The 15,246-nt window shown below is 72.4% G+C and carries 15 protein-coding genes; 7 read left to right on the forward strand and 8 right to left on the reverse strand.

All coding sequences use genetic code 11. From position 1 onward, the window contains the following. Positions 1 to 255: 255 nt before the first annotated feature. The gene (locus J7I97_RS35585; protein ID WP_214943957.1) at positions 256 to 678 is read right to left on the reverse strand and encodes an ankyrin repeat domain-containing protein; all 423 of its coding nucleotides are present in this window, start codon (positions 676 to 678) and stop codon (positions 256 to 258) included. 305 nt (positions 679 to 983) lie between these two features. Between J7I97_RS35585 and J7I97_RS35590 the strand changes: the two genes are divergently transcribed. Together J7I97_RS35590 and J7I97_RS35595 are read left to right on the forward strand one after the other, a co-directional pair. Next, a complete protein-coding gene (locus J7I97_RS35590) occupies positions 984 to 1,178 on the forward strand; it encodes a hypothetical protein (protein ID WP_007262923.1) in 195 nt (64 codons plus the stop codon). Between the two features lie 50 nt (positions 1,179 to 1,228). Then, a complete protein-coding gene (locus tag J7I97_RS35595) occupies positions 1,229 to 2,866 on the forward strand; it encodes a hypothetical protein (protein WP_214943960.1) in 1,638 nt (545 codons plus the stop codon). Between the two features lie 136 nt (positions 2,867 to 3,002). Here the strand turns inward: J7I97_RS35595 and J7I97_RS35600 are convergent, their stop codons facing one another. Next, a complete protein-coding gene (locus J7I97_RS35600) occupies positions 3,003 to 4,505 on the reverse strand; it encodes a PLP-dependent aminotransferase family protein (protein WP_214943962.1) in 1,503 nt (500 codons plus the stop codon). 181 nt (positions 4,506 to 4,686) lie between these two features. Here J7I97_RS35600 and J7I97_RS35605 point away from each other — a divergent pair, with 181 nt between their 5' ends. The 3 genes from J7I97_RS35605 (at position 4,687) to J7I97_RS35615 (ending at position 7,615) form a co-directional block, all read left to right on the forward strand. Further along, entirely contained in the window at positions 4,687 to 5,457 is a 771-nt protein-coding gene (locus tag J7I97_RS35605) for a glycerophosphodiester phosphodiesterase family protein (protein ID WP_214943964.1), read from the forward strand. Positions 5,458 to 5,523: 66 nt separating this feature from the next. Next, positions 5,524 to 6,927, forward strand: a complete 1,404-nt coding sequence (locus J7I97_RS35610) for an MFS transporter (protein ID WP_214943966.1) — start codon at positions 5,524 to 5,526, stop codon at positions 6,925 to 6,927. 313 nt (positions 6,928 to 7,240) lie between these two features. Beyond that, the gene (locus J7I97_RS35615) at positions 7,241 to 7,615 is read left to right on the forward strand and encodes an RNA polymerase-binding protein RbpA (protein ID WP_007262928.1); all 375 of its coding nucleotides are present in this window, start codon (positions 7,241 to 7,243) and stop codon (positions 7,613 to 7,615) included. Positions 7,616 to 7,713: 98 nt separating this feature from the next. Here J7I97_RS35615 and fxsA read toward each other — a convergent pair whose 3' ends face one another. The 4 genes from fxsA to J7I97_RS35635 all read right to left on the reverse strand — a co-directional run bounded on the left by fxsA (position 7,714) and on the right by J7I97_RS35635 (position 11,684). Next, on the reverse strand, positions 7,714 to 8,298 hold the full coding sequence (fxsA, locus tag J7I97_RS35620; protein ID WP_214943968.1) for an FxsA family membrane protein: 585 nt from the start codon (positions 8,296 to 8,298) through the stop codon (positions 7,714 to 7,716). A gap of 101 nt (positions 8,299 to 8,399) precedes the next feature. Continuing rightward, the gene (locus tag J7I97_RS35625; RefSeq protein WP_214943970.1) at positions 8,400 to 9,167 is read right to left on the reverse strand and encodes a polyprenol monophosphomannose synthase; all 768 of its coding nucleotides are present in this window, start codon (positions 9,165 to 9,167) and stop codon (positions 8,400 to 8,402) included. Between the two features lie 300 nt (positions 9,168 to 9,467). Continuing rightward, positions 9,468 to 11,102, reverse strand: coding sequence for an amidohydrolase (locus J7I97_RS35630; protein ID WP_214943973.1), 1,635 nt, complete (start codon positions 11,100 to 11,102; stop codon positions 9,468 to 9,470). 141 nt (positions 11,103 to 11,243) lie between these two features. Further along, complete coding sequence (locus J7I97_RS35635) at positions 11,244 to 11,684, reverse strand: Lrp/AsnC family transcriptional regulator (protein ID WP_214944041.1); 441 nt, start codon at positions 11,682 to 11,684, stop codon at positions 11,244 to 11,246. A gap of 218 nt (positions 11,685 to 11,902) precedes the next feature. Here J7I97_RS35635 and J7I97_RS35640 point away from each other — a divergent pair, with 218 nt between their 5' ends. After that, a complete protein-coding gene (locus J7I97_RS35640; protein WP_214943975.1) occupies positions 11,903 to 12,343 on the forward strand; it encodes a hypothetical protein in 441 nt (146 codons plus the stop codon). Positions 12,344 to 12,376: 33 nt separating this feature from the next. Here J7I97_RS35640 and J7I97_RS35645 read toward each other — a convergent pair whose 3' ends face one another. Both J7I97_RS35645 and J7I97_RS35650 read right to left on the reverse strand, forming a co-directional pair. Further along, complete coding sequence (locus J7I97_RS35645; protein WP_214943977.1) at positions 12,377 to 13,477, reverse strand: phosphotransferase family protein; 1,101 nt, start codon at positions 13,475 to 13,477, stop codon at positions 12,377 to 12,379. A 61-nt stretch (positions 13,478 to 13,538) separates the two neighbouring features. Next, complete coding sequence (locus J7I97_RS35650) at positions 13,539 to 14,672, reverse strand: hypothetical protein (protein WP_214943979.1); 1,134 nt, start codon at positions 14,670 to 14,672, stop codon at positions 13,539 to 13,541. Between the two features lie 340 nt (positions 14,673 to 15,012). Between J7I97_RS35650 and J7I97_RS35655 the strand changes: the two genes are divergently transcribed. After that, positions 15,013 to 15,243 (forward strand): hypothetical protein, encoded by a 231-nt coding sequence (locus J7I97_RS35655; protein WP_214943981.1) that lies wholly within the window; start codon positions 15,013 to 15,015, stop codon positions 15,241 to 15,243. Positions 15,244 to 15,246 lie beyond the last annotated feature (3 nt).

Raw genomic sequence — 15,246 nt, forward strand, 5'->3', positions numbered from 1 at the left:
CATGTTCCGCTCGATGTAGACCATTGCCTTCTCACTCTCGTCGGTGCTTCGCGGCCATGGCGGCCGGTCCGGCAGGGTGGGTGTGGACACCCGTCGTGTCCAGCCCGCTCCTGCCCGTCCGTCATGTTCGCGAATCGAATCCGACGCCATGATGACCCAGCCGGTTTGTGCACCGCGACCACATTTACGGCCGCCGTGACCAACCTGTGAGGTCTGGGACCAGTGGGACCGTGCCAGGTCACGGCCAAAAACGGACTACTTGGCTCCGAAGAGTTCCAGCAGGTCGGTCTTGGCGAACATGCGGGCCGTGTCCACGGCGGAGGGCGTTCCGGCGTTCGGGTCGGCGCCGCCGGCGAGCAGCGCGCGGATGACGGCCTCCTCACCCTTGAAGACCGCGCCGGCGAGCGGGGTCTGGCCGCGGTCGTTGGCGCGGTCGGCCTCGGCGCCGCGGGCCAGCAGGGCCGTCACGGCGTCGGCGTGGCCGTGGTAGGCGGCCAGCATGACGAGGGTGTCGCCGCGGTCGTTGGTGAGGTTCGCCGGCACCCCGGCGTCGAGGTACGCGGTGAGCGTCTCGGTCTCACCCTGGCGGGCGAGGTCGAAGATCTTGGTGGCCAGTTCGATGACGTCCTCGTCGGGACCGTCCTGGGCTCCGGAGCCGTCCTGGGTGTGCTCGCTCATCGTTCGTACCGCCTTTCACTCGCTGCTGGCATACGGAGTTTCCCCAGGCCGGGCGGGCAGGGGGGTGCACGGCGCTGCATCCGTACGGGTGAATCGCCAGAGTAGCGCCCGGGCCCGCACATGACGGGGGCAGACCGCGGCAAAGATCACCCTTGACCCCCTTCGCGCCGGACGCGCCAGCGGTGGGGGGCCGGTCAAGTGAAAAACGCCCAGATTCACTCGGATGCACCTTTTGTCGCATTGATACTTCCTGTGAGCCTGGAACAACTGATGGTGACTGTCCCCACCCACCAGGAGAACCTCTCATGGTCCTGTCCATCTCAGGCGTCGTCCTGCTCGGCATCATCTGCTTCCTGTTCTTCAAGAAGGACGGGATGAAGCTGACGCACGCCTTCGTCTGCGCGCTCTTCGGCTTCTTCCTCGCCGGCTCCGCCATCGCCCCCAGCATCACGGCGAGCACCGCGAGCCTCGCGAGCCTTCTCGGCGGGATCAAGCTCTAGGGCCCCCCGACCGCACCGTCCCGCCCCACCCACAACTCCAGGAGACGCCCGTGGCCAGGCGCCCACTTCCCCGCATTCTCAGCAGCGGCACAACGTCGCTGGCCCGGGGCCGCGACTTCGCTCGCACGGCCGCCGACAGCGCCACGGACGTTCTCCATCCGCTCCTCACCATCGGACGCGGCCTGCGCATCCTGGCTTCGGCCGGGCGGCGCAAATGGGCCGAGACCCCCAAGGACAAGCGTGGTCCCGCGCTGTTCCTGGGAGCCGCCTGCGTCCTCGTGGTCGCGCTCGTCCCCTACGGCCCGCTGTGCGCCCTGATCACCCTCATGGCGGCGGCAGCCTGGCAGGGACGCGACCGCACCCCGGCGAAGTCCGGGCCCAGCGATGCCGAGACCGAGCGGCTCGGCTCCCTCTACGAAGCCCTCGTGCCGTACTTCTCCATCCCGGAGGACCCGAGACCGCTCTTCGCTCACGGCGGGGACTGGGAGCAGGCCTTCAGCGGCTACGAGTTCGACGAGGCGGGCCGCGTCACCCGGCTGCGCATCCGCTACCCGGCCTACTTCACCGATGGCGAGGCCGCATCGAGGGCCCGGATCGAGGCACTGCTGCACGCCAAGTCCGGGCGCGGACGGGAGTATCTCTTCGACTGGGACGAGGAGGGCAACCAGCTCGACCTGAGTGTGCTGGCGGCGCTGCCGACGGGCATCGCCGCCCAGCCGTTCGTCACCTCGCCCGGCGAGACCGTGCTCGGTTTCACCGACGCCCGGAGCGTGCAGCGCACCCTGCCCGTCCTGGAGGCCGACGAGCCCCGCGACGTGCCGCCGGTGATCTGGCGCACCGGCCCCCGGTCCACCGAACCCCATCTGCTGGCCGTGGGCCAGCCCGGCAGCGGCACCTCCACCCTGCTCCGCTCGATCGCCTTGCAGGCCCTCCAGCACGGGGGCGACGTACTGATCGTCGAGGGCGGCGGCAGCGGCGAGTACTCCTGCCTCTCCGGCCGTACCGGCGTCCTCGCCGTGGAATGCGGCCTGAGCGGGGCGCTGGCCACCCTGGAGTGGGCCGCGAACGAGACCGAGCGGCGCCTGATCGCCACGCACCGGGCTCGCGAGTCCGGCCGCCCCGCGCCCGAGGACACCCGGCACCCGCTGTGGATCCTGCTGGACCGGCCCAGCGCGCTCGCGCACCTCGCGGCCGCCGAGGGGGCCCCGGACCCGCTCGCCCAGCTCCAGGTGCCGCTGCGGCACGGCCGCACCGGGCACATCACGGTGGTGGTGGCCGAGCAGTTCGACCACCTCGAGCTGCTGAACGACACCGTCTGGCAGCACACCCGGGCCCGGGTCGTACTCGGGCCCGCCTCGATCCAGCAGATCGCCGACGTACTGGGCCTGCCGCCGCACACCACCCCGACCGCGCAGGTGCCGCCCGGACGCGGGTACGCCCGGCTCGGCACGGGTCCCGTCCACCGGTTGCAGGTGCCCGCCACGCCCGACCCGTACGACGACGCCACGCACCCGGCGTACCGGCAGGCGGTACTGGAGCTGCTGCCCGCACGGCAGCAGCCCGGCCCGGGGGCGCCGGGGCGCGTCACGCTGGCCAAGACGCTCCAGGGCCACCAGCCCCCGGCCCAGGCCCAGGGCCCGGCGATCGACGCCACGGAGATCCCGGAGGTCCCGGCCGAGGCGCCGTAAGCCCGGCAGGCCCGGCACTCCCCCGCAGGCCCCCGTAAAAGGCCCCCCTACACCCACAGGCCCAGCAGGCCCCACACACTCACAGGCCCCGCACAACCCCACAGGCCCCGCGCCGGTAGGCGCCCCGGCCCCGCCTCTACGCGACGAACGTGCGCGGCGGCTCCGCGCCGCTGCCGCCCGCGCCCGTGCCGACCAGGCGGGCCGCCGACGCCAGTCGGGCCGCGGCCTCCTCGGCCACCGGGCCGCCGACGGTGAACGGCAGCCGGACGTAGCCCTCGAAGGCCCCGTCCACGCCGAACCGCGGCCCCGAGGGGACCCGTACGCCGACCCGCTCCCCCACCTCGGCCAGCCGTGAGCCGGACAGCCCGCCCGCGCGGGCCCAGAGCGTCAGCCCGCCCTTCGGGACCGCGAACTCCCAGTCCGGCAGCTCCCTGCGCACCGCCGTCACCAGCGCGTCCCGGTTCTCCCGGGCCTGGTCGCGGCGGATCCCGACGGCCTCCTGCCAGCCCCCGGTCCGCATCAGCCAGTTCACCGCGAGCTGCTCCAGCACCGGGGTGCCCAGATCGGCGTACGCACGCGCCGCGACCAGGCTCCGGATCACATCGGGCGCCGCCCGGACCCAGCCGATCCGCATCCCCGCCCAGAAGGCCTTGCTGGCGGAGCCGACGGTGATCACGGTCGAGCCGGCCGGGTCGAAGGAGCACACCGGCCGCGGCATGTCCAGGTCCGGGTCCAGCTGGAGCTCGGCCATGGTCTCGTCGGCGATCAGTACGGTGCCGGCCGAGCGGGCGGCCGCCACCATGGCGCGGCGCTGCTCCTCGGAGGCCAGCGCGCCGGTCGGGTTGTGGAAGTCGGCGACGACGTACGCCAGGCGGGGCGCGGAGTCGCGCAGCACCTGCCGCCACACGTCCATGTCCCAGCCGCTCAGCCCGTCACCCATCGCGACCGGCACGAGGCGGACCCCGGCGGCGCGCATCAGCTGAAGGATGTTGGCGTAGGAAGGGGACTCGACGGCGATCCGCTCCCCGCGGCCCGCGAACAGGCTGCAGATGGCGTCGATGGCGCCCATCGCACCGGTGGTGACCATGATCTGCTCGGGCATGGTCGGGATGCCGCGCTCGGTGTAGCGGTCGGCGAGCATCCGGCGCAGCGCGGGCAGCCCGGCGGGGTAGTCGCCGTGGGTGTGCGCGTACGGCGGGAGCTCTTCCAGCGCTCCCTGGACGGCCTTGGTGAGCCAGGGCTCGGGGGCCGGGAGGGCCGCGCAGCCGAGGTCGATCATCGAGCCGAGGGACTCGGGCGGCAGGGGTTCCAGGCCGCGGGCGGGCAGCGGGTTCCCGGCCGGCACGGAGGTCCAGCTGCCGGCGCCCCGGCGGGATTCCAGGAAACCCTCGCCGCGCAGGGCCTCGTAGGCCGCGGCGACGGTGGTGCGGCTGAGGGAGAGGGCGACGGCGAGCTCCCGCTCGGCGGGCAGCCGGGCGGCGACCGGGACGCGGCCTTCGAGGACGAGCAGCCGGATTCCGTCGGCGAGCGAGCGGTACGCGGGCGGCTTGCGGGTGCCCGGCACGCCGGGCCGCTCCTGCTGGGAGGTGATGAGACGGGCGAGCTGTGCGGCACCCACCGCCGAGGTCCACTCTGCCATGACGTCCGGTCCACCTTTGTCGAATTGGCCCTGACCGGCCCCTGCGTGCCACCGGTATTGGATTGCTTCCTGAGCCACAGGGTGCCATGGAGCGGTCCATCGGACCAGAGGTGCGCGGCCGTTCACCGCCCGGCCATCGAGCCGCTCCCGCCCCACCGGATCCAGGGGGCATACTGCCGCCGTGACGCACGTACGCCTTCGGCACCCGTATCTGGACCATCCGGCTCCGATCCCCTTCGCGCACCGGGGAGGGGCCGCGGACGGGCTGGAGAACACCGCCGCCGCCTTCCGCCGGGCGGCCGGGGCGGGCTACCGGTATTTCGAGACCGATGTGCACGCCACGGTCGACGGGAAGCTGGTGGCCTTCCACGACTCCACCCTGGACCGGGTCACCGACACGCGGGGCCGGATCGCCGAGCTGCCCTGGAGCCGGGTGCGGGAGGCCCGGGTGGGCGGCGGCGAGCCGCTGCCGCTGTTCGAGGAGCTGCTGGAGGAGTTCCCGGACGCCCGCTGGAACATCGACATCAAGGCCGAGTCGGCGGTGCACCCCCTGGTCAATCTGATCGCGCGGGCCGGGGTCTGGGACCGGGTGTGCGTGGGCTCGTTCTCGGAGAGCCGGGTGGCCCGGGCGCAGAAGACCGCCGGCCCGCGGCTGGCGACCTCGTACGGGGTGCGCGGGGTGGTGGGCCTGCGGCTGCGCTCGTTCGCGATCCCCGCGGCGCTGCGGGTCGGAGCGGTGGCGGCGCAGGTTCCGGAGACCCAGGCGGGCATCCGCGTCGTCGACCGGCGCTTCGTACGGACCGCACACGAACGGGGACTCCAGGTACACGTCTGGACCGTGAACGAACCGGAACGTATGGAGGCTCTGCTCGACCTGGGTGTCGATGGCATCATGACCGACCAGATCGACATCTTGCGCACGGTGCTGGACCGGCGCGGGGCCTGGGCCTGACCGCTCACCGGCCTCCGTGCCCGGTGGGGCGGCCGGAGCGGTACGGGGACCAGCGAAGGGGCGCTCATGAGTGCGCAGACGACGGACGAGGCGGAACCGGGGGCCGAGGACGGCAGAGCCGCGGTCGCCGCGCGCAAGCGCGAACAGCACGGCTGGTACTTCTACGATTTCGCCTGCTCGGTCTACTCGTCGAGCGTGCTCACGGTGTTCCTCGGGCCGTACCTGACCTCGGTGGCCAAGGCCGCCGCGGACGCCGGGGGCTACGTCCACCCGCTGGGCATCCCGGTCCGGGCCGGGTCCTTCTTCGCGTACTCGGTGTCGGTCTCGGTGATCGTGGCCGTGCTGATCATGCCGCTGGTGGGCGCTCTCGCGGACCGCAGCGGCCGCAAGAAGCCGTTGCTGGCGGCCGCGGCGTACACGGGCGCGACGGCGACGGCCGGAATGTTCTTCCTGGGCGGAGAGCGCTATCTGCTGGGCGGGCTGCTGCTGATCGTCGCGAACGCCTCGCTCTCGGTCTCGATGGTGCTCTACAACGCCTACCTGCCGCAGATCTCCACCCCGGACGAGCGGGACTCCGTCTCCTCGCGGGGCTGGGCCTTCGGCTACACCGCGGGCGCGTTCGTACTCGTACTGAACCTGGTGCTCTTCCAGGGACACGACTCCTTCGGCCTCTCCGAGGGCGCGGCGGTCCGGATATGCCTGGCGTCGGCGGGCCTGTGGTGGGGGGCCTTCGCGATCATCCCGCTGCGGCGGCTGCGGGACCGGGCGGCCATACCGGAGAGGGTGAGCGGGGAGGACGGGAGCGGGGAGGACGGGAGCGCACCGGCCGTCAGCGGCTGGAAGCAGCTCGTCGCCACCCTGAAGGACATGCGGCGCTATCCGCTGACCCTGTCGTTCCTGCTGGCGTACCTGATCTACAACGACGGCGTGCAGACGGTGATCTCCCAGGCCTCGGTCTACGGCTCGGAGGAGCTGGAGCTGGAGCAGTCCACGCTGATCGTGGCGGTGCTGCTGGTCCAGATCCTGGCCGTGGCCGGGGCGCTGGGGATGGGCCGGCTGGCCCGCGAGTACGGCGCCAAGCGGACGATTCTCGGGTCGCTGGCCGCCTGGGGCCTCACGCTGGGGGCCGGATACTTCCTGCCGGCGCGGACGCCGGTGTGGTTCTTCGCACTCGCCGCGATGATCGGACTGGTGCTGGGCGGCAGTCAGGCGCTGTCGCGCTCGCTGTTCTCGCACCTGGTGCCGGCCGGCAAGGAGGCCGAGTACTTCTCCGCGTACGAGATGAGCGACCGGGGGCTGAGCTGGGTGGGGCCGCTGGTCTTCGGCCTGACCTACCAGGTCACGGGCAGCTACCGGGACGCGATCATCTCGTTGGTGGTCTTCTTCGTACTGGGTTTCGTGCTGCTGGCGAGGGTGCCGGTGCGGCGCGCGGTGGAGGCGGCGGGCAATCCTGTTCCGGAGCGGATCTGAGCGGGATCCGGCCGTGCTCGCGGACCGAATCCACTAACGATTTCCGAACGGATTTCGACGTTGAAGCGAAGGCCCGGTAGTGTACGCCTTTGGCCTGCCAGGCGGACCGTTACTGCGCGCTAAAGAAGTAAAGACGTTGGGTGACATCTGCTGCCAGATGTGACAAAACGGGCATTGGTGGGTACAACAAGGGGCGGCACGACGGGCGACGCATTGACCCGGAGCGGGAATCTATACCGCCGACCGGACGTTGACCGGATGACGACGACAGCGACACCTGTCCTGTGGGCGACAAGCCCGGGAGGCACGATTCATGAGTGAGCGAGCTCTCCGCGGTACGCGGCTCGTGGTTACCAGCTACGAGACGGACCGCGGCATCGATCTGGCCCCGCGCCAGGCGGTGGAGTACGCATGCCAGAACGGACATCGATTTGAGATGCCGTTCTCGGTTGAGGCAGAAATTCCGCCGGAGTGGGAGTGCAAGGCGTGCGGCGCCATGGCACTCCTGGTTGACGGGGACGGGCCCGAAGAGAAGAAGGGCAAGCCTGCGCGAACGCACTGGGACATGCTCATGGAGCGGCGCACCCGCGAGGAGCTGGAGGAAGTGCTGGCCGAGAGGCTGGCGGTCCTGCGCTCCGGCGCCATGAACATTGCCGTGCATCCGCGGGACAGCCGCAAGTCCGCCTGACAGCCGGACGTAGAACAAAGTCGAGGGCCCCCGCCACTTCTTGTGGCGGGGGCCCTCGGCTTTTGTCCTGTACGCCGGTCAGCTGTGCGGGTACGCCGTCAGGGGGTCAGCGGCGCCCGGTACCCGGTGTCGGGGCCGGCCGGGCCCGGCTGGTGCGGCCGGTCCTCGCGGATGACCTCGCCCTGGACGACCTTGCCGTCCGGGTAGCGGATACGGGCCTGCTGGAAGGCGTCGCCGAAGCTGCCCGCCGGCGCCGAGGCCATCTTGCGCTCCAGCGAGCGGGCGGCGCGGCGGCCGATCCAGGCCCGGACGGGCGGGAGCAGGCAGAACAGGCCCGCCAGGTCGGAGAGCAGGCCCGGCATGATCAGGAGCAGGCCGGCCAGCATGGTGAGGCCGTTGCCGGTGCCCGGCTGTTGCGGTGTCGGCTGCTGCCCCCGCTGAGCCTGCTGGAAGGTGTCGGCCAGGTTCTTGAAGGCACGCCGCCCCGCGCGCTTGATGACCACCACACCCAGCACCATCCCGCCCGCGAGCAGCGCGAAGACGGTCAGCCCGCCTGCGGCGCCGGCGACCAGGCTGAGCAGCCAGATCTCCATGATCAGCCAGGCGGCGACCGCCAGGGGGAGGAACGTGCGGGCGGGCGAGCGCCGCCGGGGGGCCGTCGAAAGGGGAACGCCGGTCGTCATTCCCCCAGTGTGCCTGGGCCGGTGTAAAAGCGGCCTCAGTCGGAGGTACCGGACAACCCCTAAGGGCGTCACAGCCGGGACTGCGCCCCCTGGCGGGGCTGTCAGCCCTTGCCGAGGCCCGTCAGCTTGGCCGCGCGCGACTTGAGGCCCCACTGGGTGACCCGCCACAGGGCCTCCACCACGATGTCCTTGCTCATCTTGCTGTCGCCGAACTCCCGCTCGACGAAGGTGATGGGCACCTCCACCACGCGGAAACCCTTGCCGATGGCCCGGCGGGCGAGGTCGACCTGGAAGCAGTAGCCCGCGGAGGCCACGTCCCTCAGGCCCAGCCCCTCCAGGGTCTCGCGGCGGAAGGCACGGTAGCCGCCGGTCACGTCGCGGATCGGGACGTCCAGCAGCAGCCGGGAGTACGTGGACCCGCCGCGCGAGAGGAACTCGCGGCTCTTGGGCCAGTTGACGACGCGGCCGCCCGGCACCCAGCGGGAGCCCAGCACCAGGTCGGCGCCGGCGAGCGCGGTGAGCAGCCTGGGCAGTTCCTCGGGCTGGTGGGAGCCGTCGGCGTCCATCTCGACGATCACGCCGTAGTCGCGCTCCAGGGCCCAGTCGAAGCCCGCGAGGTAGGCGGCGCCGAGGCCTTCCTTGCCCTTGCGGTGCAGGACGTGGACCTGGTCGTCGGCGGAGGCGAGCTCGTCGGCGAGCTTGCCCGTTCCGTCGGGGCTGTTGTCGTCGGCGACCAGGACGTGCGCCTCGGGTACCGCCGCGCGTACGCGTCCGACGATCAGCCCGATGTTCTCGGCCTCGTTGTAGGTCGGGATGATCACCAAGGCCGTGCCGAGCGGTCCGTGGCTCCGCTGTCCGCCGTCACTCACTGGGTCCCCTTGTGTGTTCTCGTGCGCCGTCCAGTCACAGCAGGTTGATTTTAGAACAGCGATCGGGGCCCGGGGTCCTTCGGGCCGGTCCGGTTCCCGCTGGCTGCGGGCCGCCGTGACCGTTGTCTACTGGACCGCCGGCCCCCGATCCAGGGCCACCCGCCGCCCGGTGAAGCCTTCCCTCGCCCCCGAGGCGCGGGCGCGCTGAGCGGACGGATCCGTCCGGTACGGACGTCCTGTGGTGGACCCGGCCGAACCTATCCGGGTCCGGCCGCCCGTACCGAACCGAGGCCCGCCGGATCACCCCTGTGGGCGTACGAATACCTCCCGGCCGCCGACGACCGTGGCCAGGCACACCGGCAGGTCCCGGCCGGGGGTCAGGTCGGGCAGTCCGGGGGTGCCGGACCGGGGGTCTGTGGACCAGCGGGCGACCCTGTCGTCGGGGGCCTGGACCACCAGTTCTTCGGTCTGCCACAGGGCGTAGTCGGCCGGGGCGCCGGGAACGAGGATGCCCGCGTCGTCCCTGCCCAGGGCCCGCCAGCCGCCGCGGGTGTGGGCGGCGAAGGCGGCGCGTACGGAGATCCGGTGCTCGGGCGTCCGGTGGAAGGCGGCCGCCCGGACGGTGCCCCAGGGGTCCAGCGGGGTGACCGGCGCGTCGGAGCCGAAGGCGAGGGGAACGCCGGCCTTGAGCAGGGCGGCGAAGGGGTTGAGGGTACGGGCGCGCTCGATGCCCAGCCGGTCCGCGTACATGCCGTTCTCGCCGCCCCAGGCCGCGTCGAAGGCGGGCTGCACGGAGGCGGTCAGGCCGAGTTCCGCGAAGGCGGCGATGGTGGCCGGGGTCATCATCTCGGCGTGCTCGACGCGGTGCCGGGCGGCGCGGACGCGGGCGAGGCCCACCTTCTCGGCGGCCGCCCGGGCGCCCTCGACGACGGCGCTGATCGCGGCGTCGCCGATGGCGTGGAAGCCGGCCTGGAGGCCCGCCTCGGTGCAGGCGGCGATGTGTTCCGCCACGGCGTGCGCGTCGAGGTAGCCGGTGCCGCTGTGGCCGGCGTCGGCGTACGGGGCGTGCAGACAGGCGGTGTGCGAGCCGAGGGCTCCGTCCACGAAGAGGTCGCCGGCGGCGCCGACCGCGCCGAGCGCCTTGGCCTGGGCGAGGTCCCGGTCGGCCCAGTACCCGAAGACGCGCGGCCCGGGGCGGCCCGCGGCGAGTTCGAGCAGGGCGGTGAAGTCCTCGGCGGAGGAGATGCCGGGGCCGCCGCACTCGTGCACGGAGCCGATGCCGAGGGAGGCGGCCCGGTCCAGGGCGGCCCGCTGGGCCTCGGCGCGCTGGGCCGGGGTGACGGCGTCGAGCGCCGCGGCCCGTACGGCGTGGTGGGCGTCGCGGATCAGCGGCTCGTCGGCTTCCGTACGCAGATCGGACATGCCGGGGACCAGGTCGAGCAGGGCGGTGGTGACGACCGCCGAGTGCACGTCGATCCGGCTGAGGTAGAGCGGGCGGCCGCCGGTGGCCCGGTCGAGCTCCTCCCGGCGCGGGGCGCGCCGCTCGGGCCAGCGGGCGGCGTCCCAGCCGTGGCCGAGGAGCACCCGGTCGGCGGGACGGCTGTCGGCGTACGCGCGGACGCGGGCGAGGGCGTCCTGAAGGGAACGGGCCCCGGACAGGTCCAGCCCGGTGAGGGCGAGGCCGGCGGAGGTGGTGTGGACGTGGGCGTCGGTGAAGGCGGGAGTGACGAGCGCCCCGGCGAGGTCGACGACCTCGTCGACGCCCTGCGCGAAGGCGTCGGCGGCGCCTTCGGAGCCGACCCAGGCGATGTGGCCGCGCTCGACGACCATCGCGGTGGCGAAGGGGTCGGCGGGGCTGTGCACTTCGCCGCCGCGGAGGAGGACGGTGCGGTGGGTTCCGGCGGCGGTGGCGGAGTCGGCGGTGCGGTCAGTCATGCGGAACAGTCTCGCGGGTCCGCGTGCGCGGTCCGAACACGGCCCCCGGGCGGACCGTCCCGGGCCCGCCGCCGCCCGCCGCCCGCCGCGGCCCGCCGCGTCAGGAAGCCCGCCGCCGCCCGCCGCTTCAGGAAGGGGGAATCACACCCGGGGCGGGCGGGACTCGTACGGGGTCGAGAGGACCACCGTCGTGCGGGTGGACACGTGTGCCAGGGCGCGCAGGCGGCCCAGGAGGTCTTCCAGTTCCAGCGGGGTGGCCACGCGGACCTTGAGGATGTAGTTCTCGTCGCCCGCGACGCTGTGGCAGGCCTCGATCTCGGGGACGCCGGCCAGGCGGTCCGCGATGTCGTCCGGGGCGCTCGGGTCGAAGGGCTTGACCGAGATGAAGGCGGTCAGGGGCAGCCCGACGGCCTCGGGGTCGACGACGGCCGCGTATCCGCGGATCACCCCGCGCTGCTCCAGGCGGCGTACTCGCTGATGGACTGCCGACGTGGACAGTCCGGTGGCCTTGCCCAGATCCGTGTAGCTCATCCGCCCGTCCCGCACGAGCAGATCAACGATCTGGCGGTCCAGCTCCTCCATTGCGCTCATAGCCGCACAACCTACGGCCCAACACCGCTCCACGCCCAGCGGTGTCCACGGATGAACTGGCACCTGCACCGGGCATGTGACCAAGGCCACAAGCCTCTGCGGGCCTATGCCGGTCTGTCGCGGTTACTCGTGCCGCGCGACGGGAAGTGCTTGCTGTGGCCGTGGCTGAAGGAACTGCCCGCCCGGCCGACCCAAGGGGGAGTACATCCATGCTGAACACCAAGCGCGCCGGTCGCACCGAACCGGAGCCCCTCGAACTTCTCGATTCCGAGGATGACGATTACCTCGAAGACGCCGAGGGCTTCGAGATCCACCACGCGATCTGCCCCGACTGCGGCCAGGCCATCGCCCTCGTCGCCGACGAGGAGCACCTCCCGGAGCACGCGCTCTGCCTGACCCCGTGGAACCCCTTCGGGCTCACGGTGTGCGCGGGTACGGGCCGGCCGGCCTCCGAGGCGCTGCCGACCGTGGGCATGCTCCAGCCGGAGGGCGTGCAGGAGCTGGAGCCCGTCGTACTGCTGACGCTGCCGCAGGGGCTGGACTGGCGGACGCAGCCGTTCTCGCACGTCGGCGGTCCGGGCTCGCGTCCCGTACGGATGCCCGTGCCGGCGGTGCTGCCGCAGATGCGGCAGCACGCCCAGGCTGCCTGACCTGACGTAGCCGGCCTACCCGGTCTACCCGTCCTACCAGTACGTTCCCTGCACCATGGCGGCGAGGCTGGCGTGGTGCAGGATCAGGCTGTCCGGATCCGCCGGTACCTCGACCTCGCCGAAGTGCGCCTGCCGGTAGGCGATGCGCAGCATCACGATCCCGTGCCGCAGGGCGGCGTAGAGGGTGTGGAATTCCATGTCCCGCGGAGTGTGCCCGGTGAGTTCGGCGTACCGGCGCTCCAGGTCCTCGCGGCGCAGGAAGTCGGGCAGGCCAGGCTGGCCGAAGCCGACGGTCAAGTCCTGGAAGAAGCGGTGGAGGTAGACGGTCCAGCCGAGGTCCACCTCGCGCGGGGCGTACGCCGCCATCTCCCAGTCGAGGACGGCGACGGGGGCGAAGCCGTCGGGCTCGTAGATGACGTTGCCGATGCGGGCGTCACCCCAGTTGAGGACGGCCGGGCCCTCGTCCACCGGCCAGAGTTCCTCCAGCCGGTCGAACGCCCGCTCCAGCAGCGGGGAGGGGGCCAGGCCGCCGACCACCCAGGCGTAGTAGGCGTGTTGGGCGTCGACGTGCCGGCGCAGCGGACTGCCCGTGCCCTCGGGGAGGAGGAACTCGGCCTCCTTGGCGGGGAACTGGTCGTGCAGCCGGGCGAGCAGGGAGATGCTGGCCTCCTGGAGTGCGGCGCGTTCGGCGTCGGTGGCGGAGTGCAGCCAGTTGCCCTCGTAGGTGTAGGGCATGACGTCGGGCGGGACCCGGCCCTCGGCACGGGCCATGACGAAGAACGGCGCGCCGAGCGGGGCGGGGTCCTCCTCCAGCCACAGCACGCGCGGGACGGGCAGGTCGGTGTGGGCGGCGACTAGGCTCATCACGCGGTGCTGGCGGGGCATGTCGTAGGTGGGGAACACGGTGTAGGCGGCCGGGTCGGCGGCGAGGCGCAGGGCGCAGGCGCGGACCGGGGCGTCGGGGTGCTCGATGTCGAAGAGCAGGGTTTCGCTGGACATGCCGTTGGAGGCGGGGACGGAGACGCCCGCGACCTTCGCGCCGGGGAGCGTGGTGTCGAGCCAGGCCGCGAGGCGTCGGCCGAGTTCCTCGGGCTCGCGGGTGGAGGTGCGGGGACGTGGTGCCGATGCTGCCATGACTACCCCTTTCCTACGTGTGGCCGTACGTGTGGCCCTATGTGCGTTCCTGCGTGTGCTTCTACTGGGCGACGGAGCTGTAGTCGGTGAAGCCGCTGGGGTCGTGGCGGCCGAAGCTGCCGTGCTCGAAGATGCCGTGGCCGATCTGCCCGTCGAGGGTGAAGCGGGCGGAGTGGTCGGTCACCCCGAAGGCGGCCATGGGGTGGGCGCCGGGGTCGGACAGGTCGTAGACGCGGCGGTCGGTCCAGCCGCGGCCCTGCCAGGTGCCGTGCTGCCAGTCGGCGGCGGGCGGGTAGCCGGCGCCGATGGCGAGCGGGGAGGAATTGAGGATCTCCACGCCGAGTTCGAGGGATTTGCGGGCCGGGTCGGTGAGGTGGACGACGGCGCTGTCGGGGTGGCGGCTGCCGGGGCGGTAGCGGATCTCGGTGTGCGGCCAGCCGAGTTGGACGTCCTGGCGGCCGCTGCCCTCGGGGAAGACCTGGACGGCCTCGTTGAGGGTGCGGTGGCCGTCGGCGTCCTCCTGGGCGATGACCATGAGGAAGCGGTCCTCGAAGCGGACGGGGATCCAGAGCCAGTGGAAGCCCTCGGGGCGGTACTCCTCGGCGGCCCGGCCGCCGTCCTCGCCGGGTATCGGGCGCACGCCCCAGCTGCGGTCGCGGGTTCCGGTCCACTCGTGGGGTGTGAGGGTGAACCCCTCGCCCTTGGCGCGGATGGTTCCGGTGACGTGGCCGGCCTGGACGAAGCGGCGGCCTTCGAGCATGAGGCGGTCGCCGCGGCGCTGGACGTGGTGGGGCTCCCAGACGGCGGGGAACTCGGCGGTCCAGGTGACGTCGTAGGAGAGCCCGTCGGGGTCGGCGGGGTCGGCGTCGCACTGGAGGGTGATCCGCTTCAGGGGTTCGTCGACGATGATCCGGAGCGGCCCGACGGAGAGGTTCATGCGGTCGTCGGTGAGGGCGTCGGAGGCACGGACGGCGAGGAGTTCGTCGCCGACGCGGAGGGTGGCGTAGGCGTCGATGACCCCGGCGTTGGGGTAGACACCGAGCCCGAGGATCAGCACGGCCCGGCCGGCGTGATCAAAGACGTGGAAGATGCAGCGGTCGTAGGCGTTGCGGTCACCGCTGACGAGGTGCTTCATCGACAATGGGGCCTGGTGGATGGGGTATTCGTCAAGGGATATGGGGCGGTCCGCGGGCATGGCAAACCTCCTGGGCGCGGGGGCGGGCGGATCGGCGGATATGACGGTACGTCAGAAACGGGGCCGGAGGCCATACTCTGGCACGGCCTGCCAGCGGGGCACTCCCTGCCATTCCGTCGGCCGCGATCGAACCGGAGTCCGGGGTGGGGCCACCCCGGAGCACCCCCCCGACCACAGGGGGCGTGCGCCGGCGGATGGCCTGCACCAGGGCGCGCGCGACGGAGAGGCGGCCGGTGCGGGGGTACTGGACCGGGAGGGCGCGCCTACGACGGGGACAGGTCGAACGCATGGGCGCGCGGCGGGGGCGATTACCGTGGGTCGGGTCTCGCGTTGGCCGGGTATGACCACGCTTGAGACTGCCACGCCGCGGACGGGACGCCGTCGCCGGCCGACGCCGCCCGGCCACGAAGAATCGGTTCAGCAGCAGCGGTACCCGGATCCGCCGATCTATCGCGCACTACTGGCCCGCTGGGCCGACGACGGCCGCACCCTGCCGGGTCGGGGCGACCCGGAGTGGTCCGAGGTCGCCTCGTCCCCGATCTGGCCGAGCGGCCCGCTCTTCGGCGGCTGAGCC

Source organism: Streptomyces sp. ISL-87, assembly GCF_018614095.1.
Lineage (GTDB): Bacteria > Actinomycetota > Actinomycetes > Streptomycetales > Streptomycetaceae > Streptomyces.

Excerpts from the sequence above, each read along its gene's own strand:
- J7I97_RS35655 (WP_214943981.1), top strand. The coding sequence starts at position 15,013 with ATGACCACGCTTGAGACTGCCACGCCGCGGACGGGACGCCGTCGCCGG.
- J7I97_RS35650 (WP_214943979.1), bottom strand. The coding sequence starts at position 14,672 with ATGCCCGCGGACCGCCCCATATCCCTTGACGAATACCCCATCCACCAG.
- J7I97_RS35630 (WP_214943973.1), bottom strand. The coding sequence starts at position 11,102 with ATGACTGACCGCACCGCCGACTCCGCCACCGCCGCCGGAACCCACCGC.
- J7I97_RS35600 (WP_214943962.1), bottom strand. The coding sequence starts at position 4,505 with ATGGCAGAGTGGACCTCGGCGGTGGGTGCCGCACAGCTCGCCCGTCTC.
- J7I97_RS35590 (WP_007262923.1), top strand. The coding sequence starts at position 984 with ATGGTCCTGTCCATCTCAGGCGTCGTCCTGCTCGGCATCATCTGCTTC.
- J7I97_RS35645 (WP_214943977.1), bottom strand. The coding sequence starts at position 13,477 with ATGGCAGCATCGGCACCACGTCCCCGCACCTCCACCCGCGAGCCCGAG.
- J7I97_RS35615 (WP_007262928.1), top strand. The coding sequence starts at position 7,241 with ATGAGTGAGCGAGCTCTCCGCGGTACGCGGCTCGTGGTTACCAGCTAC.
- J7I97_RS35635 (WP_214944041.1), bottom strand. The coding sequence starts at position 11,684 with ATGGAGGAGCTGGACCGCCAGATCGTTGATCTGCTCGTGCGGGACGGG.
- J7I97_RS35640 (WP_214943975.1), top strand. The coding sequence starts at position 11,903 with ATGCTGAACACCAAGCGCGCCGGTCGCACCGAACCGGAGCCCCTCGAA.
- fxsA (WP_214943968.1), bottom strand. The coding sequence starts at position 8,298 with ATGACGACCGGCGTTCCCCTTTCGACGGCCCCCCGGCGGCGCTCGCCC.
- J7I97_RS35585 (WP_214943957.1), bottom strand. The coding sequence starts at position 678 with ATGAGCGAGCACACCCAGGACGGCTCCGGAGCCCAGGACGGTCCCGAC.
- J7I97_RS35610 (WP_214943966.1), top strand. The coding sequence starts at position 5,524 with ATGAGTGCGCAGACGACGGACGAGGCGGAACCGGGGGCCGAGGACGGC.